Origin of the sequence: Actinosynnema pretiosum, from assembly GCF_002354875.1 — a bacterium.
In the GTDB taxonomy this organism is placed as follows: domain Bacteria; phylum Actinomycetota; class Actinomycetes; order Mycobacteriales; family Pseudonocardiaceae; genus Actinosynnema; species Actinosynnema auranticum.
In genome coordinates, this window is sequence record NZ_CP023445.1 from 4,372,245 (window position 1) to 4,392,895 (window position 20,651).

The 20,651-nt window shown below is 73.9% G+C and carries 16 protein-coding genes; 8 read left to right on the plus strand and 8 right to left on the minus strand.

Annotated elements, in window-relative coordinates; translation table 11 throughout:
• Positions 1-26: 26 nt before the first annotated feature.
• Positions 27-350: a hypothetical protein gene (locus CNX65_RS36245; protein ID WP_096494786.1), complete on the minus strand. Its 324-nt coding sequence runs from the start codon at positions 348-350 to the stop codon at positions 27-29.
• 186 nt (positions 351-536) lie between these two features.
• Here CNX65_RS36245 and ctaD point away from each other — a divergent pair, with 186 nt between their 5' ends.
• From ctaD to CNX65_RS18660, 4 genes are all read left to right on the plus strand, one after another.
• Positions 537-2,345: an aa3-type cytochrome oxidase subunit I gene (ctaD, locus tag CNX65_RS18645; protein WP_096494788.1), complete on the plus strand. Its 1,809-nt coding sequence runs from the start codon at positions 537-539 to the stop codon at positions 2,343-2,345.
• Between the two features lie 447 nt (positions 2,346-2,792).
• Complete coding sequence (locus CNX65_RS18650) at positions 2,793-3,857, plus strand: LuxE/PaaK family acyltransferase (protein ID WP_096494790.1); 1,065 nt, start codon at positions 2,793-2,795, stop codon at positions 3,855-3,857.
• Between the two features lie 2 nt (positions 3,858-3,859).
• Entirely contained in the window at positions 3,860-5,326 is a 1,467-nt protein-coding gene (locus tag CNX65_RS18655) for an acyl-CoA reductase (RefSeq protein ID WP_232519902.1), read from the plus strand.
• A gap of 96 nt (positions 5,327-5,422) precedes the next feature.
• Positions 5,423-7,834 (plus strand): ATP-binding cassette domain-containing protein, encoded by a 2,412-nt coding sequence (locus CNX65_RS18660; protein WP_096494794.1) that lies wholly within the window; start codon positions 5,423-5,425, stop codon positions 7,832-7,834.
• A gap of 70 nt (positions 7,835-7,904) precedes the next feature.
• Here CNX65_RS18660 and CNX65_RS18665 read toward each other — a convergent pair whose 3' ends face one another.
• Positions 7,905-9,182 carry an ArsB/NhaD family transporter gene (locus tag CNX65_RS18665; RefSeq protein ID WP_096494796.1) on the minus strand — a complete coding sequence of 426 codons (1,278 nt, stop codon included), beginning with the start codon at positions 9,180-9,182 and terminating at the stop codon, positions 7,905-7,907.
• Positions 9,179-10,531 carry a homoserine dehydrogenase gene (locus CNX65_RS18670; protein ID WP_096494798.1) on the minus strand — a complete coding sequence of 451 codons (1,353 nt, stop codon included), beginning with the start codon at positions 10,529-10,531 and terminating at the stop codon, positions 9,179-9,181. Before CNX65_RS18670 ends, CNX65_RS18665 begins: the two co-directional genes overlap by 4 nt.
• A 138-nt stretch (positions 10,532-10,669) precedes the next feature.
• Between CNX65_RS18670 and otnK the strand changes: the two genes are divergently transcribed.
• From otnK to CNX65_RS18685, 3 genes are read left to right on the plus strand one after another with little or no spacing between them, the layout of a single operon-like run.
• Positions 10,670-11,899, plus strand: a complete 1,230-nt coding sequence (otnK, locus tag CNX65_RS18675; RefSeq protein ID WP_198320625.1) for a 3-oxo-tetronate kinase — start codon at positions 10,670-10,672, stop codon at positions 11,897-11,899.
• Positions 11,896-12,543, plus strand: a complete 648-nt coding sequence (locus tag CNX65_RS18680; protein ID WP_096494802.1) for a class II aldolase/adducin family protein — start codon at positions 11,896-11,898, stop codon at positions 12,541-12,543. The genes otnK and CNX65_RS18680 overlap by 4 nt, the downstream gene beginning before the upstream one ends.
• A 4-nt stretch (positions 12,544-12,547) precedes the next feature.
• Positions 12,548-13,378 (plus strand): DeoR/GlpR family DNA-binding transcription regulator, encoded by an 831-nt coding sequence (locus CNX65_RS18685; protein WP_232519903.1) that lies wholly within the window; start codon positions 12,548-12,550, stop codon positions 13,376-13,378.
• 190 nt (positions 13,379-13,568) lie between these two features.
• Here the strand turns inward: CNX65_RS18685 and CNX65_RS18690 are convergent, their stop codons facing one another.
• The 3 genes from CNX65_RS18690 to CNX65_RS18700 all read right to left on the minus strand — a co-directional run bounded on the left by CNX65_RS18690 (position 13,569) and on the right by CNX65_RS18700 (position 16,671).
• Entirely contained in the window at positions 13,569-14,384 is an 816-nt protein-coding gene (locus CNX65_RS18690; protein ID WP_096494806.1) for a bifunctional DNA primase/polymerase, read from the minus strand.
• A gap of 291 nt (positions 14,385-14,675) precedes the next feature.
• The gene (locus CNX65_RS18695) at positions 14,676-15,317 is read right to left on the minus strand and encodes a phosphotransferase (protein WP_096494808.1); all 642 of its coding nucleotides are present in this window, start codon (positions 15,315-15,317) and stop codon (positions 14,676-14,678) included.
• 238 nt (positions 15,318-15,555) lie between these two features.
• A complete protein-coding gene (locus CNX65_RS18700) occupies positions 15,556-16,671 on the minus strand; it encodes a calcium:proton antiporter (RefSeq protein WP_096494810.1) in 1,116 nt (371 codons plus the stop codon).
• A 182-nt stretch (positions 16,672-16,853) separates the two neighbouring features.
• Here CNX65_RS18700 and CNX65_RS18705 point away from each other — a divergent pair, with 182 nt between their 5' ends.
• Positions 16,854-19,946, plus strand: coding sequence for a SpoIIE family protein phosphatase (locus CNX65_RS18705; RefSeq protein ID WP_232519904.1), 3,093 nt, complete (start codon positions 16,854-16,856; stop codon positions 19,944-19,946).
• Positions 19,947-19,954: 8 nt separating this feature from the next.
• On the opposite strand, the gene CNX65_RS35485 is transcribed toward CNX65_RS18705, so the two are convergent.
• Together CNX65_RS35485 and CNX65_RS18710 are read right to left on the minus strand one after the other, a co-directional pair.
• Positions 19,955-20,116 carry a hypothetical protein gene (locus CNX65_RS35485; protein WP_157767717.1) on the minus strand — a complete coding sequence of 54 codons (162 nt, stop codon included), beginning with the start codon at positions 20,114-20,116 and terminating at the stop codon, positions 19,955-19,957.
• Positions 20,117-20,278: 162 nt separating this feature from the next.
• Positions 20,279-20,644 (minus strand): anti-sigma factor antagonist, encoded by a 366-nt coding sequence (locus CNX65_RS18710; protein ID WP_096494814.1) that lies wholly within the window; start codon positions 20,642-20,644, stop codon positions 20,279-20,281.
• Positions 20,645-20,651: the final 7 nt, after the last annotated feature.

Below are 20,651 nucleotides of genomic sequence, written 5' to 3' on the forward strand. Positions count from 1 at the left end.
CCCGCCCCCAGCGGGGAGCGGCGGCGCTAGCGCATCGCCATGATCGACGACGCGAGGTACACCGACACCACCACCCCCGCGATCCCCGCGTACGGCATCCCCGCCCGAGGCGCCCCCCGCCCCGCCCATGTCCCCACGAACCCCACCAGCGCGAACACCGCCACCCCAACCATCCCGATCACCATCGGCGCCCCGCCGTGCGCGCACGCGCCGCCGCCGGACGAGCCGGTGCAGCTCCCGGTCGGGGTGAACGCCATCACCGAGTAGAGGAACGCCAGTGGCGCGAGCAGTCCCAGCAGGACTGTCCCGATGATCGCGAGAACCCTCGCACCCGAGCTCTTGGACGGCACCGCACGAGTGTGCCCGTTGGGCCGCCCGGCCGCAGCCGGTTTGGTGCGAAGAGCCGCGTCCCCGGCGCCACCGCGCGGCGCGCGATGACCATGGTCCCCGCCCTCCGGTGACTTTGTGCCCTGTCCGCCCCCACGCGCGCGCGACGAACCTGAGCCGAGGTTGATCACACCGAATCAGGAGAGATCGTGACTGCGCTGTCCCCGACACCCGTCGACGTCCACCAGAGCCCCCCGACACGGGGTTCGAAGGGGGCGGCGCTGCTGCGGCTGTTCCACACCACCGACCACAAGCAGATCGGCGTGATGTACCTCGTCACGACGTTCTTCTTCTTCATGGTCGGCGGTGCGATGGCAATGCTCATCCGCAGCGAGCTGGCCGTTCCCGGACTGCAGTTCCTGTCCAACGAGCAGTACAACCAGATGTTCACCATGCACGGCACGGTGATGCTGCTGCTGTACGCCACCCCGAGCGTCTTCGCGTTCGCCAACTTCATCCTGCCGCTCCAGATCGGCGCGCCGGACGTCGCCTTCCCGCGGCTGAACGCGTTCTCGTACTGGCTGTTCCTCTTCGGCGGCCTGCTGATGCTCGGCGGGTTCCTGACGCCCGGCGGCGCGGCGGACTTCGGCTGGTTCGCGTACACCCCGCTGTCGCTGGCGAACTACTCGCCGGGCGCCGGCGCGAACATGTGGATCGTCGGCCTCGCGGTCGGCGGTCTGGGCACCATCCTCGGCGCGGTCAACATGATCACCACGATCGTGTGCCTGCGGGCCCCCGGCATGACCATGTGGCGGATGCCGATCTTCACCTGGAACATCCTCGTGACCAGCGTGCTGATCCTGGTGGTGTTCCCGATCCTGACGGCGGCGGGCTTCGGCCTGCTGGCGGACCGGCTGATCGGGGCGCACGTGTTCGACCCGGCCAACGGCGGCGTCGTGCTGTGGCAGCACATGTTCTGGTTCTTCGGCCACCCCGAGGTGTACATCCTGGCGCTGCCGTTCTTCGGCGTCGTGTCGGAGATCATCCCGGTGTTCTCCCGCAAGCCGATCTTCGGCTACCGCGGTCTGGTGTGGGCGACCATGTCGATCGCGGCGCTGTCGATCGCGGTGTGGGCGCACCACATGTACGCCACGGGCGCCGTGCTGCTGCCGTTCTTCGCGTTCATGACCTTCCTGGTCGCGGTGCCGACCGGTGTCAAGTTCTTCAACTGGATCGGCACCATGTGGAAGGGGACGATGACCTTCGAGTCCCCGATGCTGTTCTGCGTCGGGTTCCTGGTCACGTTCCTGTTCGGCGGTCTGTCCGGCGTGCTGCTGGCCTCCCCGCCGCTCGACTTCCACGTCTCCGACACCTACTTCGTGGTCGCCCACTTCCACTACGTGCTCTACGGGACCATCGTGTTCGCGACCTTCGCGGGCATCTACTTCTGGTTCCCCAAGATCACCGGGCGGATGCTGGACGAGGGGCTGGCGCGCTGGCACTTCTGGACCACGATGATCGGCTTCCACGCCACGTTCCTGGTGCAGCACTGGCTGGGCAACGAGGGGATGCCGCGCCGGTACGCGGACTACCTGGCCGCGGACGGGTTCACCACGCTCAACATCATCTCCACGATCGGCTCGTACCTGCTCGGCGCCTCGACGCTGCCGTTCCTGTGGAACGTCTTCAGGAGCTACCGCTACGGCGAGCGCGTGACCGTGGACGACCCGTGGGGTTACGGCAACTCGTTGGAGTGGGCGACCTCCTGCCCGCCTCCCCGGCACAACTTCACCGAACTGCCCCGCATCCGCAGCGAGCGCCCGGCCTTCGAGCTGCACTACCCGCACATGGTGGAGCGGATGCGCAACGAGGCCCACGTGAGCTTCACCGGGCGCAGCAAGCACGTGGAGTCCGGGCTGGAGCCGGCCGCGATCTCCGCGGACCGCGGCGAGGGCGCCGACGGGGACGGCAAGCCGTCCCCGAGGACGGACGACAAGGGCAAGCCGCTGTCCGATTAGGACGGTCCGGCGGACCCGAACGCGCAGCACGGGCCACGGGGGCGGCGACCGGACACGGTCGCCGCCCCCGCGGCTTTGCGGGGCGAGGAAAGTGGTACCGCCGAGGGGGGCCGGTGGTGCCAGGCTGTTCGCCAGGTGAACACCCGCAGAATTTGTGACCGGGGTCACAGAATCCACTGACCGGAATCGCGGGTAACACCCCGTCCGCCCGTTTGCGCAGCCACCGTGAACCAGCCGCCGGGCACCCGCCGCACCCGGTCGCCACCCCCCTTCGGCAGCCCGCACCGCCACCGCCGCTCGCCGCCTTGTTGCGGGTTCCCGGCCGCTGGTAGCTTGCCCGCGCCGCAGCGGTCCAGGGGGGCGGAAACGCACGGCGAGCTGCACTTATCCCCCGCACACACCCCTGTCCGCGCCCCCGCGCGGACCCCCGCTCCCTGGAGGCAGTCGATGACCGTTGCCCACGACGATCCGTACGTGGGACGGCTGTTCGAGGAGATCGCGACCCTGCTGGTCGACGGCGATGGCGACCCCGAGTCCATCCACGACCAGCTCCTCGAACTCGCGGAGGCCAACTCACCCGAGGTGGCCCGCTACTGGCGGCAGAACGGCAGGGGCATCGGCATCCCCGACGTCGCCTACAAGTCCGGCGGCCCGCACCTGTTCCCCGACGAGACCCCCGTGCGCGTGTTCCGCACCAGCGGCACCACCGGCAGCACGCGCGGCGAGGTCCGCTACACCAAGCTCGGCCTGGAGCTCAAGCGCTTAGCCGTCACGGCGGGCGCCAAGCTCAACGTCGCCACCGGCGCCGGGCGCACCGCCGTGATCCGCTTCGCCCCGACCGAGGAAGACCAGCCCGCGATGGCCATCGCGTTCGACATGGCCCGCATCGAGGAGGAGGTCGGCGCGCCCGAGCTGAGCGGGTCGATCATCGGCCCGAACGGCATGGAGCTGGACAAGCTCACCGCCATGCTCGACGCCGCCGTCGCCGAGGGCGCGCCCGTGGTGATGGTCGGCGCCACCTTCGCGTTCGTCAACGTCTGCGACGCGCTGCGCGGGCTGGGCCGCTCCTGGGAGCTGCCGCCCGGCTCCAAGGTGGTCGACGGCGGCGGCTTCAAGGGCCGCTCCCGCGTCATGGCCGTCCCGCAGCTGCGCGCCACCCTCACCGAGGTCTTCGGCGTCGTGGAGTTCGACAACATCTTCGGCATGACCGAGCTGGCCCACCAGCTGTTCAACGCCTCCCCCACCCGGCTCGGCCCGCTCGGGGAGAGCCCGAAGGCGTGGCGGCCCTGGGGCGGGGCGCGGCTGCGCGCCTCCGGCACCCGCGAGCTGATCACCGAGGGCCGGGGCCTGGTGGAGGTCACCGACCTGTGCCTGCTCGACCGCCCGTGCGCGGTGCTGACCGGTGACGTCGGCATCGGCTCCCCCGAGGGCGTGGCCATCGCGGGCCGCGTCGCCGGAGCCGCGAGCCGCGGCTGCTCCCTGTCGCTGGACGAGATGACCGGAGGACGTTGACCGTGGCCACCACCACCGCCGTTGTGGACGACTTCACCGCCGTGACCGCGACCGAGCCAACCCCGGACGTGTCGTTCCAGCCGTCCTGGCTGGCCACCGACGCGCTGGAGCGCTTCACCCTGCGCTCGGGCGCCCGCGAGTGGCACGGCCTGCGCCCGACCCCGCAGGACTGGGCCGAGGCCGGCGACGGCCTGCGCCGCGCCCACGAGGCCCTGCGCCGCCTCCCGGTGCGCCGGATCGTCGCCGCCCTCGACACCGCGGCCGAGCTGTGGGCCAAGCGCGACTTCCCCGAGCGCCGCGACACCGTCCGCTCGGCCGCCGCGATCACCGGCATGTCCGAGGAGACCATCGACCGCGCCCTGGACGGCGAGCTGTCCGGGCTGCGCGCCGAGCACCTGCTGGCGGCGCTGGAGCGCGAGCTGGGCGTCCCCGAGGTGCTCGACGGCTTCGAGCGCGACGAGCGCCTGCGCGGCAGCACCACCGCGATCGGCCCGCGCGTGACCCTCGCGGTCTTCTCCGGCAACGTCCCCGGCCTGCCGGTGCGCTCGCTGGTGCGCGCCCTGCTGGTCAAGTCCGCGCTGATCGCGAAGATCCCGGCCCGCGAGCCCAGCTTCACCGCCGCGTTCCTGCGCACCCTGCGCGAGGTCGAGCCGGTGGTCGCCGACGCCGTCGTCGCGCTCTACTGGGACCGCGACGACGAGGCCAACCAGTCGGCCGCGCTGGCGCAGGCCGACGCCGTCATCGCCTACGGCAGCGACGAGGCGTGCGCGGCGATCCGGGCCCGCGTCGCCCCGCACCAGATCTACGAGCAGCACGGCCACAAGCTCTCGTTCGGCGTGATCTCGCGCGCCTACCTCGCCGCGAACGGCGCCGCCGAGGTCGCCCGCCGCATCGCCGCCGACACCAGCGAGCTCAACCAGCACGCCTGCCTGTCCCCGCAGGTGTACCTGGTGGAGGCAGGCCGCGAGGAGGCCAACGCGCTCGCGGGCCGGGTCGCCGAGGCGATGCGCGCCGCCGCCGCCGACTTCCCGCCCGGCGAGGTGCCGCGCGAGGACGCGGTGATCGTCGAGCACCGCAGGCTCCTGGCGGGCTGGCGCGCCGCGTCCAGCGCGGACGCCGGGGTGTGGGCCTCCGAGGGCGACACCGACTGGACCGTCGTGCTGGACGACGCGCTGCTGCCGCTCAGCGGCGCGGGCAACCGGGTGGCGCGGCTGGTCGTGGTGCCCTCGCTGGCCGCCGCCGTGGACGCGGTGCGGCCGTACGCGAAGCACCTGCAGAACGTCGGGCTGGGCGCGGTCGGCGAGGAGTTCTGGCAGGTCTCGCGGGAGCTGGCCGGGCTCGGCGCGAGCCGGATCGCCGCGCCCGGCGCGATGATCGGCGCGTCGATGGTGTGGAGGCACGACGGGCAGCCGCGCATCGCCGGGCTGCTGCGGTGGTGCGACGTGGAGAACCACCCCGAGGTGGACTGAGAGAGCCTGGGGGTTCCCGCCCTGTCAAGGGGCGGGGCGGGAACCCCTGCGGATCGATCAGGAACGGAGAAGCGGGTGTCGGGGGTCGGGCCTAGCATGACCGCCGTGAACGCCGCCAAGCGCACCGCAGCCCAGCAGGCCACCACGCCCCCGACGTCCGGTCACCCCGCCGACGGGCACGACCTGATCCGCGTGCACGGGGCCCGCGAGAACAACCTCAAGGACATCCACGTCGAGCTGCCCAAGCGCAGGCTGACCGTGTTCACCGGCGTGTCCGGGTCGGGCAAGTCGTCCCTGGTGTTCGGCACGATCGCCGCCGAGTCGCAGCGGCTGATCAACGAGACCTACAGCGCGTTCGTGCAGGGCTTCATGCCGAACCTGGGCCGCCCGGACGTGGACGTGCTCGACGGCATCACCACCGCGATCATCGTGGACCAGCAGCGCATGGGCGCCGACCCGCGCTCCACCGTCGGCACCGCCACCGACGCGAACGCCATGCTGCGCATCCTGTTCAGCCGCCTCGGGAAGCCGCACATCGGCCCGCCCAGCGCGTACTCGTTCAACACCGCCTCGGTGCGCGCCAGCGGCGCGGTCACCGTCGAGCGGGGCAACCGCACCAAGTCCGAGAAGGCCACGTTCAACCGGCTGGGCGGCATGTGCCCGCGCTGCGAGGGCCGGGGCTCGGTCACCGACTTCGACCTCACCGCGCTCTACGACGACTCCAAGTCGCTGGCGCAGGGCGCGCTGACCGTGCCCGGCTTCAGCACCGAGGGCTGGTACGGGCGGATCTTCGCCGGGTGCGGCTACTTCGACGTGGACAAGCCGATCCGGAAGTTCACCAAGAAGGAGATGCACGACCTGCTGCACCGCGAGCCCACGAAGATCAAGATCGACGGCGTCAACCTGACCTACGAGGGCCTGATCCCCCGCATCCAGAAGTCGTTCCTGACCAAGGACGTCGAGGCGATGCAGCCGCACGTGCGGGCGTTCGTGGAGCGCGCGGTCACCTTCACCACCTGCCCCGAGTGCGACGGCACCCGGCTCAGCCCCGAGGCCCGGTCCTCGAAGGTCGCGGGCAAGTCGATCGCCGACGCGTGCTCGATGCAGATCAGCGACCTCGCCGAGTGGGTCGCCGGGCTGGCCGAGCCGTCGATCGCGCCGCTGCTGGAGAAGCTGCGGCACACCCTGGACTCGTTCACCGAGATCGGCCTGGGCTACCTGAGCCTGGACCGGCCGGCGGGCACGCTGTCCGGCGGTGAGGCGCAGCGGGTCAAGCTGGTGCGGCACCTGGCGTCCTCGCTCACCGACGTCACCTACGTGTTCGACGAGCCCACCGCCGGGCTGCACCCGCACGACATCCGCCGGATGAACGACCTGCTGCTTCGGCTGCGGGACAAGGGCAACACGGTGCTGGTGGTGGAGCACAAGCCCGAGGTGATCGCGATCGCCGACCACGTCGTGGACCTCGGTCCCGGCGCGGGCTCGGCGGGCGGGACGCTGTGCTTCGAGGGCGACGTGGCGGGCCTGCGGGCCAGCGGCACCACCACCGGCAGGCACCTGGACGACCGCTCGAAGGTCAAGGACTCGGTGCGCGCGGCCAGCGGGAGGCTGGAGATCCGGGGCGCGGCCACCCACAACCTCAAGGGCGTGGACGTGGACGTGCCGCTGGGGGTGCTGGTGGCCGTGACGGGCGTGGCGGGCTCGGGCAAGTCCTCGCTGATCCACGGCTCGCTCGCCAAGCGGGACGGGGTGATCCCGGTGGACCAGGCCCCGATCAAGGGCTCGCGGCGCAGCAACCCGGCCACCTACACCGGGCTGCTGGAGCCGATCCGCAAGGCGTTCGCCAAGGCCAACGGGGTCAAGCCCGCGCTGTTCAGCGCGAACTCCGAGGGCGCCTGCCCGACCTGCAACGGCGCGGGCGTCACCTACACCGACCTGGCGATCATGGCGGGCGTGGCGAGCACCTGCGAGGACTGCGAGGGCAAGCGGTTCCAGGCGCAGGTGCTGGAGCACCGGCTGGGCGGGCGCGACATCAGCGAGGTGCTGGCCATGCCGGTCGGCGAGGCGCTCGGGTTCTTCGGCGAGGGCGAGGCGCGGGTGCCCGCCGCGCACGCGATCCTCAAGCGGCTCGCGGACGTGGGCCTGGGGTACCTGAGCCTGGGGCAGCCGCTGACCACGCTGTCCGGCGGCGAGCGGCAGCGGCTCAAGCTGGCCACGCACATGGCGGGCAGCGGTGAGGTGTACGTGCTGGACGAGCCGACCACCGGGCTGCACCTGGCGGACGTGGAGCAGCTGCTCGGGCTGCTGGACCGGCTGGTGGACTCGGGCAAGTCGGTGATCGTGATCGAGCACCACCAGGCGGTGATGGCGCACGCGGACTGGATCATCGACCTGGGGCCGGGGGCCGGGCACGACGGCGGGCGGGTGGTGTTCGAGGGCACCCCGGCGGAGCTGGTGGCGAGCCGGGCGACGGTGACCGGGGAGCACCTGGCGGAGTACGTGGCCTGAGGACTTCGGACGCGACGAGGGGCCACCCGGAGCGAACCGGGTGGCCCCTCGTCGCACGTCCAGCAGCCGGTCAGGACAGCAGGTACTGCGGCACGACCATGGTCAGGATCGTGAACGCCGGCCCGATCAGCACCATCGCGAAGCCCCACACCGTGAGCCGCCTGGTCAGCAGCGGGCGCTCCGGTTCGGCCGCCGACGCCACGATCGTGGCGCCGGTGGTCGAGAACGGGGCGCAGTCCACCAGGGACGCGGAGATCGCCAGCGCGTAGATGAACCCGGTGGCCTCCAGGCCGCCGCCGTCCACCAGCAGCGGCACGGCCAGCGGGATGAGCGCGCCGAGGATGCCGATGGTGGAGGCGAACGCGGACACCAGGCCCGCGATCACGCAGATCACCACCGCCGCGACCAGCGGGGCGCTCACCGAGCGGGCCAGCTCGCCGAGCTGGTCGATCGCGCCGAGCCTGGTGAGCACGCCGACGTAGGTCAGGATGCCGCCGAGCAGCAGGATCGTGCCCCAGTCGACCTTGGACACCGCCTTGCGGCCGATCTCCGGGAACAGCAGGGACAGCGCCACCGCGAGGGTCAGGGCGACCACGCCGAGGTTGACGTCCACGTCGAGCACGGTGAGCGTGAAGAACCCGGCGATCAGCAGGAACAGGGTGACCAGCACGGTCACCTGCACGCGGGTGACCGGCACGAGCGGGGACTCGTCGACGGCGGTGGTCGTGTCCGCCCCGGCGCGGGAGCGGCGGATCAGCTCCCGGCCGCCGAACATCAGGAACGCGGCCAGCACGACCAGCGCGTTCACCCCGACCGACAGGAAGAACATCAGCCCGGTGCTGTACGGCAGGCCCGCCTTCTCCGCGACGGTGGCGACCGTGATGCCGTTGATGCTGGTCGGGGCCAGCGCGCCGCCGACGATCGCCGAGCTCATGGCGATGCCCATGAGGGTCGGGCTGATCCGGTGCGTGGTGGCCAGCGACATCGCGATCGGCACGACGGCGAACGCGGCGTGCGAGGTGCCCAGGCAGGCGACGGCGGTGCCGATCAGCCACATCGCCCACGGCAGCAGCGCCACCCTGGGGCCGACGAGCCGGATCGAGCGGTCGACCAGCCAGTCGATCGTGCCGGTCTCCCTGGCCATGCCGAACAGGTAGGTGATGCCGAGCAGGATCAGCAGGGCGTCGACGGGGAAGCCGCCGAGGACGGTGTCCAGGTCCTCGCCGACCAGGCCGATGCCGATGACGAAGGCCGCGACCAGGGCGAGGGCGCCCATGTGCACGTTGCGGATGGCCGAGATCGCGAAGACCGCCGCGAACACGACCAGCGCGATGATCTCCGCGTTCACGCCTGGACTCCCTCGGTCGCCGCCGCCGCGACCTGGGCCTGCGCGATCTGGGCCTGCGCGATCTGGGCCTGCGCGAACAGGTGCGCGTCGAGCGGTCCGGGGGCCAGGCCCTCCAGGTCGTCCAGGCGCACCAGCTCGCCCGCCGCGACGGGCCTGCGCAGCCGCGCGCCGTCGAGCAGGTAGTACGGGGCCGCGCCCGGCTCGGGGGCGACCACCACCGGGGTGACGCCGTCGATCTCGTGGTGGTGCCCGGCGACCGTGAACTCCGTGCCCGCGTCGAGCGCGGTCGCGGTCCTGGCGGCGAGCAGCACGGACGGGCTGGGCGCGTGCGCGGGGCCGGTGCCGTCGACGGCGGCGTGCACGGTCAGCGGGGTCTCCACGCCCATCGCGTGGTAAGGCCAGTACAGGCAGGCGTAGCGGCCGTCGCGGCTGACCACGTGCCCCTTGCCGCGCAGCAGCTCCCAGGTGACCGGGTCGCCGGTGCGCACCACCGCGAACACCCCGCCCGCGAAGCTGGCCTCGTCGGGCAGGCGCAGCGCGGAGAAGACGTCGATCACCCCGGAGCGCTCCAGGAGGCCGCCGTGCTCGCGGGCGGCGTAGACGTCGGCCAGCTCGGTGACGCGGGCGACCGGGTAGTGCAGGTCCTCGCGGTCGGGAACGGCCCCGCAGCGGGTGGCGACGACGGTCATCTCGCACAGGTCGGCGGCGGCCGAGCGCTTGAGGCCCGCGACCAGCTCGGCGCGGCGGGCCAGCGTGGCGCGGACGTCGGCGCCGAGGTCGAGCAGGTCGACCAGGCCCGGCGCGTGCACGGTCGCCCCGGCCTGGGTGACGACGCCGGTGGCCGGGTCGAGGACCAGGTCGTACTCGCCGGACTTGCCGATCGCGACGACCTCCAGGCCCGTCGCGGTCACCCAGTCGAGCAGGCGCAGCAGGTTGGCGGGCTGGTCGCCGTCGCCGGGCAGGTAGCGCAGCCCGGCCTCGGCGGCCCTCGCGGCTAGCGCGACGCCCGCGACGGTGTCGACCTCCTTGCTGACCATGACCACGTGCACGCCGTGCTCCAGCGCGGCGGTGGCGTAGCCGGTGCCCGCGGCGACCTTCCCGCTGGCCTCGATCAGCACGTCGACCCCCGACCAGTCGACGTCGGCCCCGTCCGTTATCGCGCCCGCGTCGAGCCCCAGCTCGGCCAGGGTGCGGCGCATCCCGTCGGCGTCCGGCTCGACCAGCAGCGCGGGGACCAGCTCGGGCGTGCTCCGCAGCTGCGCCAGCAGCGTGCGGCCGTAACCACCGTTCGCGCCGGTCAGCGCGATCCTGACCGGGTCCCGGTCCCGGACGGCGTGGGAGTGGATCACCGTTGCTCCAATCTGGGCGCGCGTCGTCGCGCTGCCTGCCGCTTCCCCCGCTCGGAGCCGGGGTGGGCCGTACTGTAGGCACACCATCTACTTTTGTACAAACTTGCACCAAATTTTCACATCGTGTGTGATGTGCCCATGCTGGGAGCCATCGCCGACGACTTCACCGGCGCGACAGACCTCGCGATCATGTTGCGCCGCAACGGACACCGGGTCGCGGTCGCGATCGAGGACCACGACCCCGGCGAACGGGTCCGAGCCGGGCTCGACGCGCTCGTCATCGCGCTCAAGTCCCGCACCGCGCCCGTCGACGAGGCCGTCGCCGCCACCCGCGCCGCCCACGAGCGGCTGCTCGCCTGGGGCGCGCGGCGGGTGTACGTGAAGTACTGCTCGACCTTCGACTCCACCGACGAGGGCAACATCGGCCCGGTGCTCGACGCGGTGGCCGACCGGGCGGGCGCGGCGCGCGTCGTGGTCGTGCCGCCGCTGCCCGCCAACGGTCGCACGGTCCACGAGGGCCTGCTGCACGTGAACGGGCAACTGCTGGAGCACTCCCCCATGCGCCACCACCCGCTCACCCCCATGACCCGGTCGCGGGTCGCCGACCTGCTGCGCCCGCAGACCCGGCACGAGGTGGCCGAGGCGCACCTGGACGTGGTGCGCTCCGGCCGGGACGCCCTGCGCGCCGCGCTGGAGGCCACCGCCGCCCGGTACGTGGTCGTGGACGCGGTCGACGACGCCGACCTGGCCGTGATCGGCGCGGCCGTCGCCGAGGACGTGGTGGTCAGCGGCGGTTCCGGGCTCGCGCTCGGCCTTCCCGACCCGCACGGCGACACCGGCCGGTGGACGGCCCCGGCGAGCGGGCGGCGGGCCGTGCTGTGCGGCAGCGCCTCCACCGCGACCCGCCGCCAGGTCGCCGACGCCACGCGGACGCAGCCCGGTCTGCGCGTCGACCCCGTGGCCGCCGTGCGCACCCCGGACCTCGAAGTCGACCGGATCTCCGCGTGGGCCGTCCAGCAACCCGCGGACTCGGTGCCGGTCATCTACAGCACCGCCGACGCCGCCGACCTGGTCCCCGAGGTCGACGGCCTGCCCGTCGCCCCGGCCGTCGAGACCGTGCTGGCCGGAGTCGCGCGACGCCTGGTCGTGTCGGGCGTGCGGCGCCTGCTCGTCGCGGGCGGTGAGACCAGCGGCGCGGTCGTGCGCGCCCTGGGGGTCGGCGTGCTGCGCGTGGGGCCCGAGATCGCCCCCGGCATCTGCTGGGCCGCCGCCACCACCGCCACCCGCCGCGAGATCGCGCTCGCGCTCAAGAGCGGCAACTTCGGCCCCGACGACCTGTTCACCTCGGCCTGGGACGCGCTCGCGTGAGCGCGGCGGAACAGCTCGCCGAGGCGGGCGCGCGCGTGGTCGAGGCCGGGCTCAGCCCCGGCAGCAGCGGCAACATCAGCGTCCTGGACGGCGACCGCGTCCTGCTCAGCGGCACCGGCGTGCCCCTGGGCGAACTGGGCCCCGAGGACATCGCCGTGCTGGACCTGGGCGGAACCCACCTGGGCGGCGCACGTCCCTCGAAGGAGTGGCCCCTGCACGTCGCGTTCTACCGCCGCTCCCCCGAGCACCGCGCGGTCGTGCACGTGCACTCCCCGTCCGCCGTCGCCGTGGCCTGCCTGGAGCCGTGGGCCGAGCACAGCGCCGTCCCGCCGCTCACCCCGTACTTCGTGATGCGCGTCGGCCAGACCCCGCTGCTGCCCTACCGCGCCCCCGGCGACCCCGGACTCGGCGCGGACCTGCTGGAGTGCCCCTGGGAGCTGCGCGCGGCGCTGCTGGCCAACCACGGTTCGGTCGTGGCGGGCGCCGGGCCTGCGGAGGCGGTGGACCGGGCCGTGGAACTGGAGGAGGCCTGCCGCATTACCCTGCTGACCAGCGGACTGGCCCGCAGGGAGCTCGACGCGACCGCGATCGCCGAGCTGTCGCGGCGCTGGTCGAGCCCGTGGGGCGGGCGCGCGGACCGATGAGGAGTTGACTGAACAGATGGCGCCGCTCATCCCGGAGCAGCGACGGCAGGAGATCCTGCGCAGGCTCAGGCAGGCGCAGGTGCTCAGCTACCACCAGCTCACCGAGCTCCTCGGCGTCAGCCACATGACCATCCGCAGGGACATCGCCGCGCTGGAGAAGCTGGGCAGCGTCGAGGTGACGCCGGGGGGCGCGAAGATCGCCACCAGGCTGCTGCGCGAACCGGACCGCGCCGAGAAGACCGGCTCCGACCGGGCGGCGAAGACCGCGATGGCCCGCGCCGCCGCCGCGATGGTCACCGACTCGATGACGGTGTACCTGGACGCCGGGACCACGGTGCAGGCCATGCGGCCGTTCCTGGACGGGGCGCGGGACCTGACCGTGGTGAGCAACGACCTGGCGACCGTGGCCGACTTCTGCGACCACCCCGGAGTCGACCTGATCTGCCTGGGCGGGCGGGTGGAGGTGTCGAACCGGTCCACGGTCGGGCGGCTCGCGACGCTGGCGCTGCGGGAGCTGTCGCTGGACGTGGCGTTCCTGTCGTCGAGCTCGTGGGACGTCGAGCACGGGGTGAGCACGCCGGTGGAGGCGAAGGTCGACGTGAAGCGGGCGGCGCTGGCCGCGGCGACGACGTCGGTGCTGGTGGCGGGGAGCGCGAAGTACGGGCGGTTCGCGCGGTACCGGGCGCTGCGGCTGGAGGAGATCGACACGATCGTGACGGACGACGAGCTGTCGGACGAGGCGGCGGGGTTGGTCGAGGGGATTGGGGTGACGCTGGTCCGGGCTGGGGCGGGTGACGGCGGGATCGGGGCGGGGTCGGGCGACGGGGTGGCTTGAGCGGGGGCGCGGGTCTGACTTCGGGACTGGGCTGCACCGAATAAAAAGGCCGTCTTGGGCGAGGAAACTCGCTGGTCAGGAAGCGTCCTCCCCGCGCACGCGGGGGTGGTCCTAGCAGCAGCGCGGCGCGTGCGGCCCGGTCGGCGTCTTCCCCGCGCACGCGGGGGCGCTCCGGCTCCCCAGCCCTCGTCTACCCCCGCCTCTGCTCGGGAATCACCCTCGGCCTCCGGGCGCCCGCCACCACCCCGTTGCGCACGTGCCGGGCCGCCTCCCGCTCCGTCCACCCCTCCACGCCGACGTGCCCCGCCGCCGCGTCCAGGATCAACTCCTCGGCCTGCCGCTCCCCCAACCACCCCGCGCCGACCAGCTCCCCGAGCCTGCACGCGGCCGTGAACACCACGTGCGCGCGGGTCCCCGGCAGCGCCCCGCGCACCCGCTCGACCTCCCCCGCCACCACCGCGTCCCGGTAGGCCCGGATCCGCCGCGACGACGGGGTGACCGCAGGCGCGGCGGGCAACCGTGGCACCGGTGCGAGGGCGGCGACCAGCCACTCGGGCGCGGGGGCCACCGGCTCGTCGCACAGCACCCGGTACCGGACGCCCCGCACCACGGACCCGGCCGCGACCACGTACCCGCCGACGCCCCTGGTGTCCACGCGCGGCCCGAGCCGGCCCGCGGAGTTGCCGAGCCGGACGGGTGGGGCCCGGAAGTAGTGGTGCTCGCCGCCGCTGGGCGTGCCGACGCGGTAGGTGACCGGGCAGGACCCGAGCCCCTCGAACACCTCGCGACCGCCGGGGACGTCCAGGTCCACCACCAGCAGCCCGGCCCCCCGGCAGGCGATGCCGACGTTGAACGGCGCGCGGGCCCACCAGGCGCGCACCCGATCGGGGTCGGCGGTGGCCCGCCGGTCCCAGTCCCGCAGGACGGGCGCCTTCCCACCGGGCCGCAGCGGGATCACCGGCCACCCCCGCTCCACCGCGGCCAGCGCCACCCGCACACCGGACACGCGCGCCCCCCACCCTCGGCGAACCACTCGCCCGACGCGGGGGAAGCGCGCCAAGTCCTCACCCCCAGTGTGCCCCCGGCGAACACCCCGGAACAGGTCCACCGAGCCGCACACCGGCACCCAGCCGGACCAGCGCGGAAGCAGCGGGGTCCGTCCCGGCGGCATCGGCACTCAGGGCAGCGCCAGCGCCCAGGGCTCCCACCGGAGGTCTGCTTTCGATCAGCACTGAAGTCATGGAATCAATTGGAATCACGGCGCCCACCCCACCCCTGGCCAACCGCCGGACAGGTCTCAGGTCCGCCGCACCAGCGCAGCGGCCTCGCTCAGGTCCACCGACTCCCGCACCGTCAGGTTCGGATCAGCCCCCCGCAGCGCCAGCGCCTGCTCCACCAGCCGCACCGGGTTCCCACCGGCCGCCGCCAGGAACACCGGCAGCACCGCGCGCGCCAGCGCCGCGTCCCCCGCCTGCCCGCCCACCGCGACCTGCCCCAGCGCCACCGCGGTCGCCGCCACGTCCAGGTCGGGCAGCCCCTCCCCCGCGCGCGTCCAGTCGACCACCACCGGCCCCTTGGGCGTGAGCACCACGGTCTCCGGCCGCAGGTCCAGGTGCAGCACCCGCTGCGCCTTGTCCCCCTGCCGCCCCGGCACCCGGTGCAGCCGCGCGTGCAGGTCCGCCAGCAGCCGCCCCGCCAGCCCCGGCTCCGCGTCGCCCGCCCGCAGCGCCGCCTGCAGCGTCCGCCCGGACAGCCGCTCCATCACCAGGTTCGGCCCCTTGGCCTGGTACACCTCGGGCACCGGGAACGCGTGCCGCGCGAGGTGCCCCATCAGCTCCGCCTCGGCGGCGGCGTCACCGCCCCGCCGGTACCGGCGCAGCACCCGGTTGGCGTCGAGCGCGTACACGTCCGCGTCGCGCCCGGCAGCGAGCAGCTTCACCGGACCGCGCCCCTGGTGGGGTCGAGCGCGCGAAGCGCCCCGCCCTGGGGTAACCCGCCACCCCGGTCCGACATCGGCACCCCCGTCCCCCCGCGCCGCGCACCGCGTCGCGCGGCCCCGAGCCTAGTGCCTCGGACCGCCCGGCAGTGCGGCGCCGAGGACCGCCCTCGGCCCGGAGAACCCGAAGGGCCCCGGCACCGGGAACCGGCGCCGGGGCCCCGCTGGGCCGAGCGGACCCTCAGGGGTTGACGGCCAGGAACAGGAACGCCGCGAGCAGCACCAGGTGCACGCCGCCCTGCAACCGCGTCGCCCGTCCGGGCACCACGGTCAACATGCTCACCACGACGGTCATGGCCAGCAGCACCATCTGGGTCGCCTCCAGCCCGAGCATGAGCGGACCGTCCAGCCAGATGGTGGCCAGCGCGATCACCGGCACGGTGAGGCCGATGCTGGCCATCGCCGAGCCGTACCCGAGGTTGAGGCTGATCTGCACCCGCCCGCGACCGGCGGCGCGCACGGCGGCCAGGGTCTCCGGCAGGAGCACCAGCAGCGCGATCACCACGCCGACGAAGGACTGCGGCAGCCCGAGCGAGGCCACCCCGGCCTCGATGGCGGGCGACTCGACCTTCGCCAGGCCGACGACCGCGACCAGCGCGACCAGCAGCAGCCCGAGCGAGGTCCAGGCCTCCCGGTTGGACGGCGGCGGGGCGTGCTCGTCGTTGGAGTCGACGGGCGCCTCGTCCTCCATGTCCACGGGGAGGAAGAAGTCGCGGTGCTTCACCGTCTGGGCGAACACGAACATGCCGTACAGGGCGAGCGAGGCCAGCGCGGCGAACACCAGCTGCGGCGTGGTGAACTCCGGCCCGGCCGCGCCGGTGGTGAACGTCGGCACCACCATGCTCAGCACGGCCAGCGTGGTCACCGTGGCCAGCGCGGCTCCGCTGCCCTCGGCGTTGAACGGCACGACCTGGTACTTCAGCGCGCCGCGCAGCAGCGACAGGCCGATGATGCCGTTCGTGGTGATCATCACCGCCGCGAAGACGGTGTCCCTGGCCAGGGTGGCGGCCTCGGGCCCACCGGAGATCATCAAGGTCACGATGAGCGCGACCTCGATGATGGTCACCGCGACGGCGAGCACCAGTGACCCGAACGGCTCGCCGACCCGGTGCGCCACCACCTCGGCGTGGTGGACCGCCGCGAGCACGGAGCCCGCGAGCATGAGTGCCACCACGGTGACGAGGATCGGACCGGTTTCCCGGCCCCAGGTGAGCAGCAGCGCCAGGAGGGAGAGGACCGGCACCACGTTGGTCCAGGACAGCATGGGCGGGATGCGCGAGCGCGTCGCTGAGGTCATCGTTCTCCCGTGTCGGAGGAACATCGGATGATTCATTTTCCCAGTTCGCACCCTTGATGCCCAATCGCCCCTTTTCACCGGTGCGGGTGAACGCGGCCGTTCGGACGGCCGACGGCGGCCGAAGCGGACCCGGTCGGCCCGGCGCGGCCCGGCCCCCGCGGCGCCCCCGGTACGCTCTGGCGGTGTTCGATCTCCGCGCAGACCGTGCGAGTTCCCCGGTCCTGGTGGCCCACCTGGGGGTCGACCGGACGCTCCTGTCACTGGCGCCCGAAGGCCGCACCCTGCTCGGCCTCTCCGCAGGTGAGGACCTCGGGGCCCTCCCGGAGAGCCTGCGGGAGGCCGTCGACGGCGCGGCCGAGGAGGGGTCGTGGACCGGTGTCGGCGAGCTCGCGGGCGTCCCGGTCCGGGTGGTCTGCGTCGCCCTCGGCGAGGGGTACGCGCTGGTGGCGACCCCTCTGGCCGCGGGTGCGGGCGCCGGCGGCGACACACCTGCCGTCGACGTGAGAATTCACACAACGCCTGACACAAATTTTGCCCCCTCCGAGGCGCGGGGGGAGGTCCCCGGCGAGCACCTGCGCGGGCTCGTGGACGCCCTCTCGGTGGTCGTCTGGGCCGCCGACGCGACCACCGGGCGCTACACCTTCGTGTCGCGGCACGCCGAGCGGCTGCTCGGCTACCCGGTGGAGCGCTGGCTGGGCGAGCCCGGCTTCTGGGAGTCCGTCGTGCACCCCGACGACCGGGCCGCGATCGCCGACCGCGACGTGGAGGGGCTCTCGGACTACGAGCTGGACTACCGCGCCGTCGCCGCCGACGGGCGCGTGGTGTGGCTGCGCGACCTGGTCCGGGTGGCCCGCGACGAGCGCGGCGAGCCGACCGCGCTGCACGGCGTGCTCGTGGACACCTCCCCCGGCCGGGCCGCCGAGGAGCGCCGCCGGTTCCTGGCAGGCCTGGAGGCGCAGCTGCAGCGCCTGGAGGACGCGGGTGAGGTGATGACCGCCGCGACCAGGCTGCTCGGCGAGCACCTGGCCGCCGACCGGTGCGCGTACGCCGAGGCCGAGTCCGACCAGGACCACTTCACGATGAGCGGCGACCACGCCACCGGGCTGCCGCCGCTGACCGGCCGGTTCGCCATGTCCTCGTTCGGGAGGGACGCGCTGCGGGCGATGCGCGCGGGCGAGCCGTGGGTGGTGCACGACAGCGAGGACGACCCGAGGTTGACCGCCGAGGACCGCCTCGTCTACCGGCGCACCGGCATCCGGGCGGTGATCTGCCTGCCGCTGCTGCGCGGCGGCCGGTTCGCCGCCGCGATGGCCGCCCACCAGGCCACGCCGAGGCGGTGGGCGCCCGCCGAGGTGGAGCTGGTGTCGGTGGTGGTCAACCGGTGCTGGGAGTCGGTGCAGCGCACGCACGCCGACCGGGCGCTGCGGGAGAGCGAGCGCCGCTTCCGGCAGCTGGTGGAGCGGGCCACCGACGGGATCTGGGTGCTGGACCGGGACCTGCGGTTCGTGGAGGTCAACCCGGCGGCGTGCGCGCTGCTCGGGCACGCCCGCGAGGACCTGCTGGGCAAGCCGGTGGCGGCGCTGCTCGGCTCGGAGCGCGGGGAGCGGCTGGCGGCGCTGCTGGGCGACGAGGGCGCCCCCGACGTGGTGACCGAGGTGTGGCAGGTGCGGCGCGCCGACGGCGGCGCGGTCGCGCTGGAGCTGAGCATCCAGGCCACGCCGACCGGGTTGCAGGCCATCGGGCGGGACATCACCGAGCGGCAGCGGGCCGAGGCGGAGCGGGAGGCGCTGCGGCACCGGGAGCACGAGATCGCGGAGGCGCTGCAGCGCAGCCTGCTGCCGCGCGAGCTGCCCGCCCTGCCCCGCCTGGCCGCCGCCGCGCGCTACCTGCCCGCCTCGGCGCACACCCAGATCGGCGGCGACTGGTACGAGGTGCTGCCGGTCGGGGAGACGACCGTGGCGCTGTCGGTGGGCGACGTGGTCGGGAAGGGCCCGCAGGCCGCCGCCGTGATGGGGCAGCTGCGCAGCGCGCTGGCCGGGTACCTGCTGGACGGGCACTCGCCCGCGGCGGCGCTGGAGCGGCTGGACGCGTTCGCGCTGCGCACGCGCGGGGCCCCCGGCAGCACCTGCGCCTGCCTGACGCTGGACTGGAGCACCGGGGAGCTGCGCTGGGCGAGCGCCGGGCACCCGCCGCCGTTGCTGGTGGAGCCCGAGCGGTCGCGGTTCCTGCCCATCGGGACCGGGACGGTGCTGGGGGTTCCCGGCCGCGCGACCTACCGGGACTCGCAGGTGGTGCTGCCCGCCGGGGGCACCGTGGTGCTGTACACGGACGGGCTGGTGGAGCGGCGCGGGGCGCTGATCGACGCCGGGCTGGACGCGCTGCTGCGGCTGGTGCGGGACGAGCACGAGCTGGGGCCGGACGAGCTGGCCGACCGGATCACGTCCGCGCTGCTCGACGGCGGGCAGGACGACGACGTGGCGCTGGTGGTGGTGCGGAAGATCCCGGAGCCGCTGCGGCGGCGGGTCGCGGCCGAGGCCCCCGAGCTGTCCGGGATGCGGCGGCGGGTCGCGGAGTGGGCGGGCCGGGCCGGGCTGTCCGACGACCTGCTGTGCGACCTGCAGCTCGCGCTGGGCGAGGCGGCGGCGAACGCGGTCGACCACGCCTACCCGGACGGGCCGGGCGAGTTCGAGTACCGGGTCGAGCGGATCGGGGACGGCGGGGTCCGGGTCCGGGTGTGCGACTGGGGGCGGTGGCGGCCCGAGCCCGAGGACAAGGGGCACCGGGGGCGCGGGGTGCAGCTGATCCAGACGGTGGGGCGCGACGCGGTGTTCACCAGGGGGCCGGAGGGGACCGTCGTGGAGTTCGTGGTCCCCGAGGGCGACGGCCCCGGCGTTCCCGCGCCCCGGCGGCGGGTGCGCGGGCCGGTCGTGGGGGTCCGCTGCACGGCGGGCGAGGAGTTCCGGGACGCGGTGCAGGTGCTGCACCTGGGCGGCGACCTGGACCTGGACGGGGTCAGGGCGCTGCGGGAGTTCCTGCTCGGCCGGGTGGACGTGGCCGACCGGCGGCCGGTCGAGCTGGACCTGACCGGGCTGGGGTACCTGAGCAGCTCCGGGGTGGCGCTGCTGCTGGAGGCCGCCGAGGTCGCCGCCGGGCGCGGGCGCGGCGTGGGCGTCGTGGTCACCGAGGGGAGCGCGCCCGCCCGCATCATGGCGGTGTCCGGGTTGCACGGGGGCGCGGCCGGGGACCGGCTCTCGCTCCGGGTGGTGGGGCGCTAGGTCGTGTGTCAGATGTGGCGCAGCCAGGTGTTGATGCCGCGCTCCACGGCGTGGCGCTGCTCGTGGACGTCCCGGTCGACGGACGGCGGCCGTCCACCGGCAGGGGAGCTGCAGGCCTTGTCCGCCGTCGCTTGACGCCGCCGGGCAGCAGCGGTCGCGGCACCGCCCACCGCGCGTCGGTCAGGTCGGACCGCCGCGCCGCGGCCACCGGCACGCCGCTCCCCTCACCGGGGAAGCACGCGCTAGGCGCCCGGCCCTGGAAACGCCCCGTCCCCGTCCGGCCCGGCGCGCCGGGTCAAACGGGGACGGGGGAAGGGCTCTGAGCGCTCCGGTCAGGCCTGCCGGGCCTGGGCCCGGACGGCCTCCACGGCCTCGTCCAGGGTGGGCTTGATCAGGAGGCTGTCGGCCATCCCGGTCACCTGGAGCGGACGCAGGACCGCGCGCTGGTCCGCCACCACGGCCAGGGCCAGACCGAGGCGCTGGGCGCGGGCGTACGACTCGGCCAGCAGCGAGATGCCGCTGGAGCCGAAGAAGGCGACCTCGCGCAGGTCGAGGACCAGGGCGCCCGACGCCTGGTCGAGCTGGGCCAGCACCTCGGCCCTGATCGGGTCGGTGCTGGCGGCGTCGACCTCGCCGGTGATCCTGGTGATCAGCACGCCGTCCGCCTCGCGGGTCACCGCGCCGGTCTGTCCGTCCATGAGTTGT

Bases quoted from the DNA above. Each gene is read 5' to 3' on its own strand.
- CNX65_RS18650 (WP_096494790.1), top strand. From the start codon at position 2,793: ATGACCGTTGCCCACGACGATCCGTACGTGGGACGGCTGTTCGAGGAG.
- CNX65_RS18700 (WP_096494810.1), bottom strand. From the start codon at position 16,671: ATGACCTCAGCGACGCGCTCGCGCATCCCGCCCATGCTGTCCTGGACC.
- CNX65_RS18660 (WP_096494794.1), top strand. From the start codon at position 5,423: ATGACCGCCGTGAACGCCGCCAAGCGCACCGCAGCCCAGCAGGCCACC.
- CNX65_RS18710 (WP_096494814.1), bottom strand. From the start codon at position 20,644: ATGGACGGACAGACCGGCGCGGTGACCCGCGAGGCGGACGGCGTGCTG.
- otnK (WP_198320625.1), top strand. From the start codon at position 10,670: ATGCTGGGAGCCATCGCCGACGACTTCACCGGCGCGACAGACCTCGCG.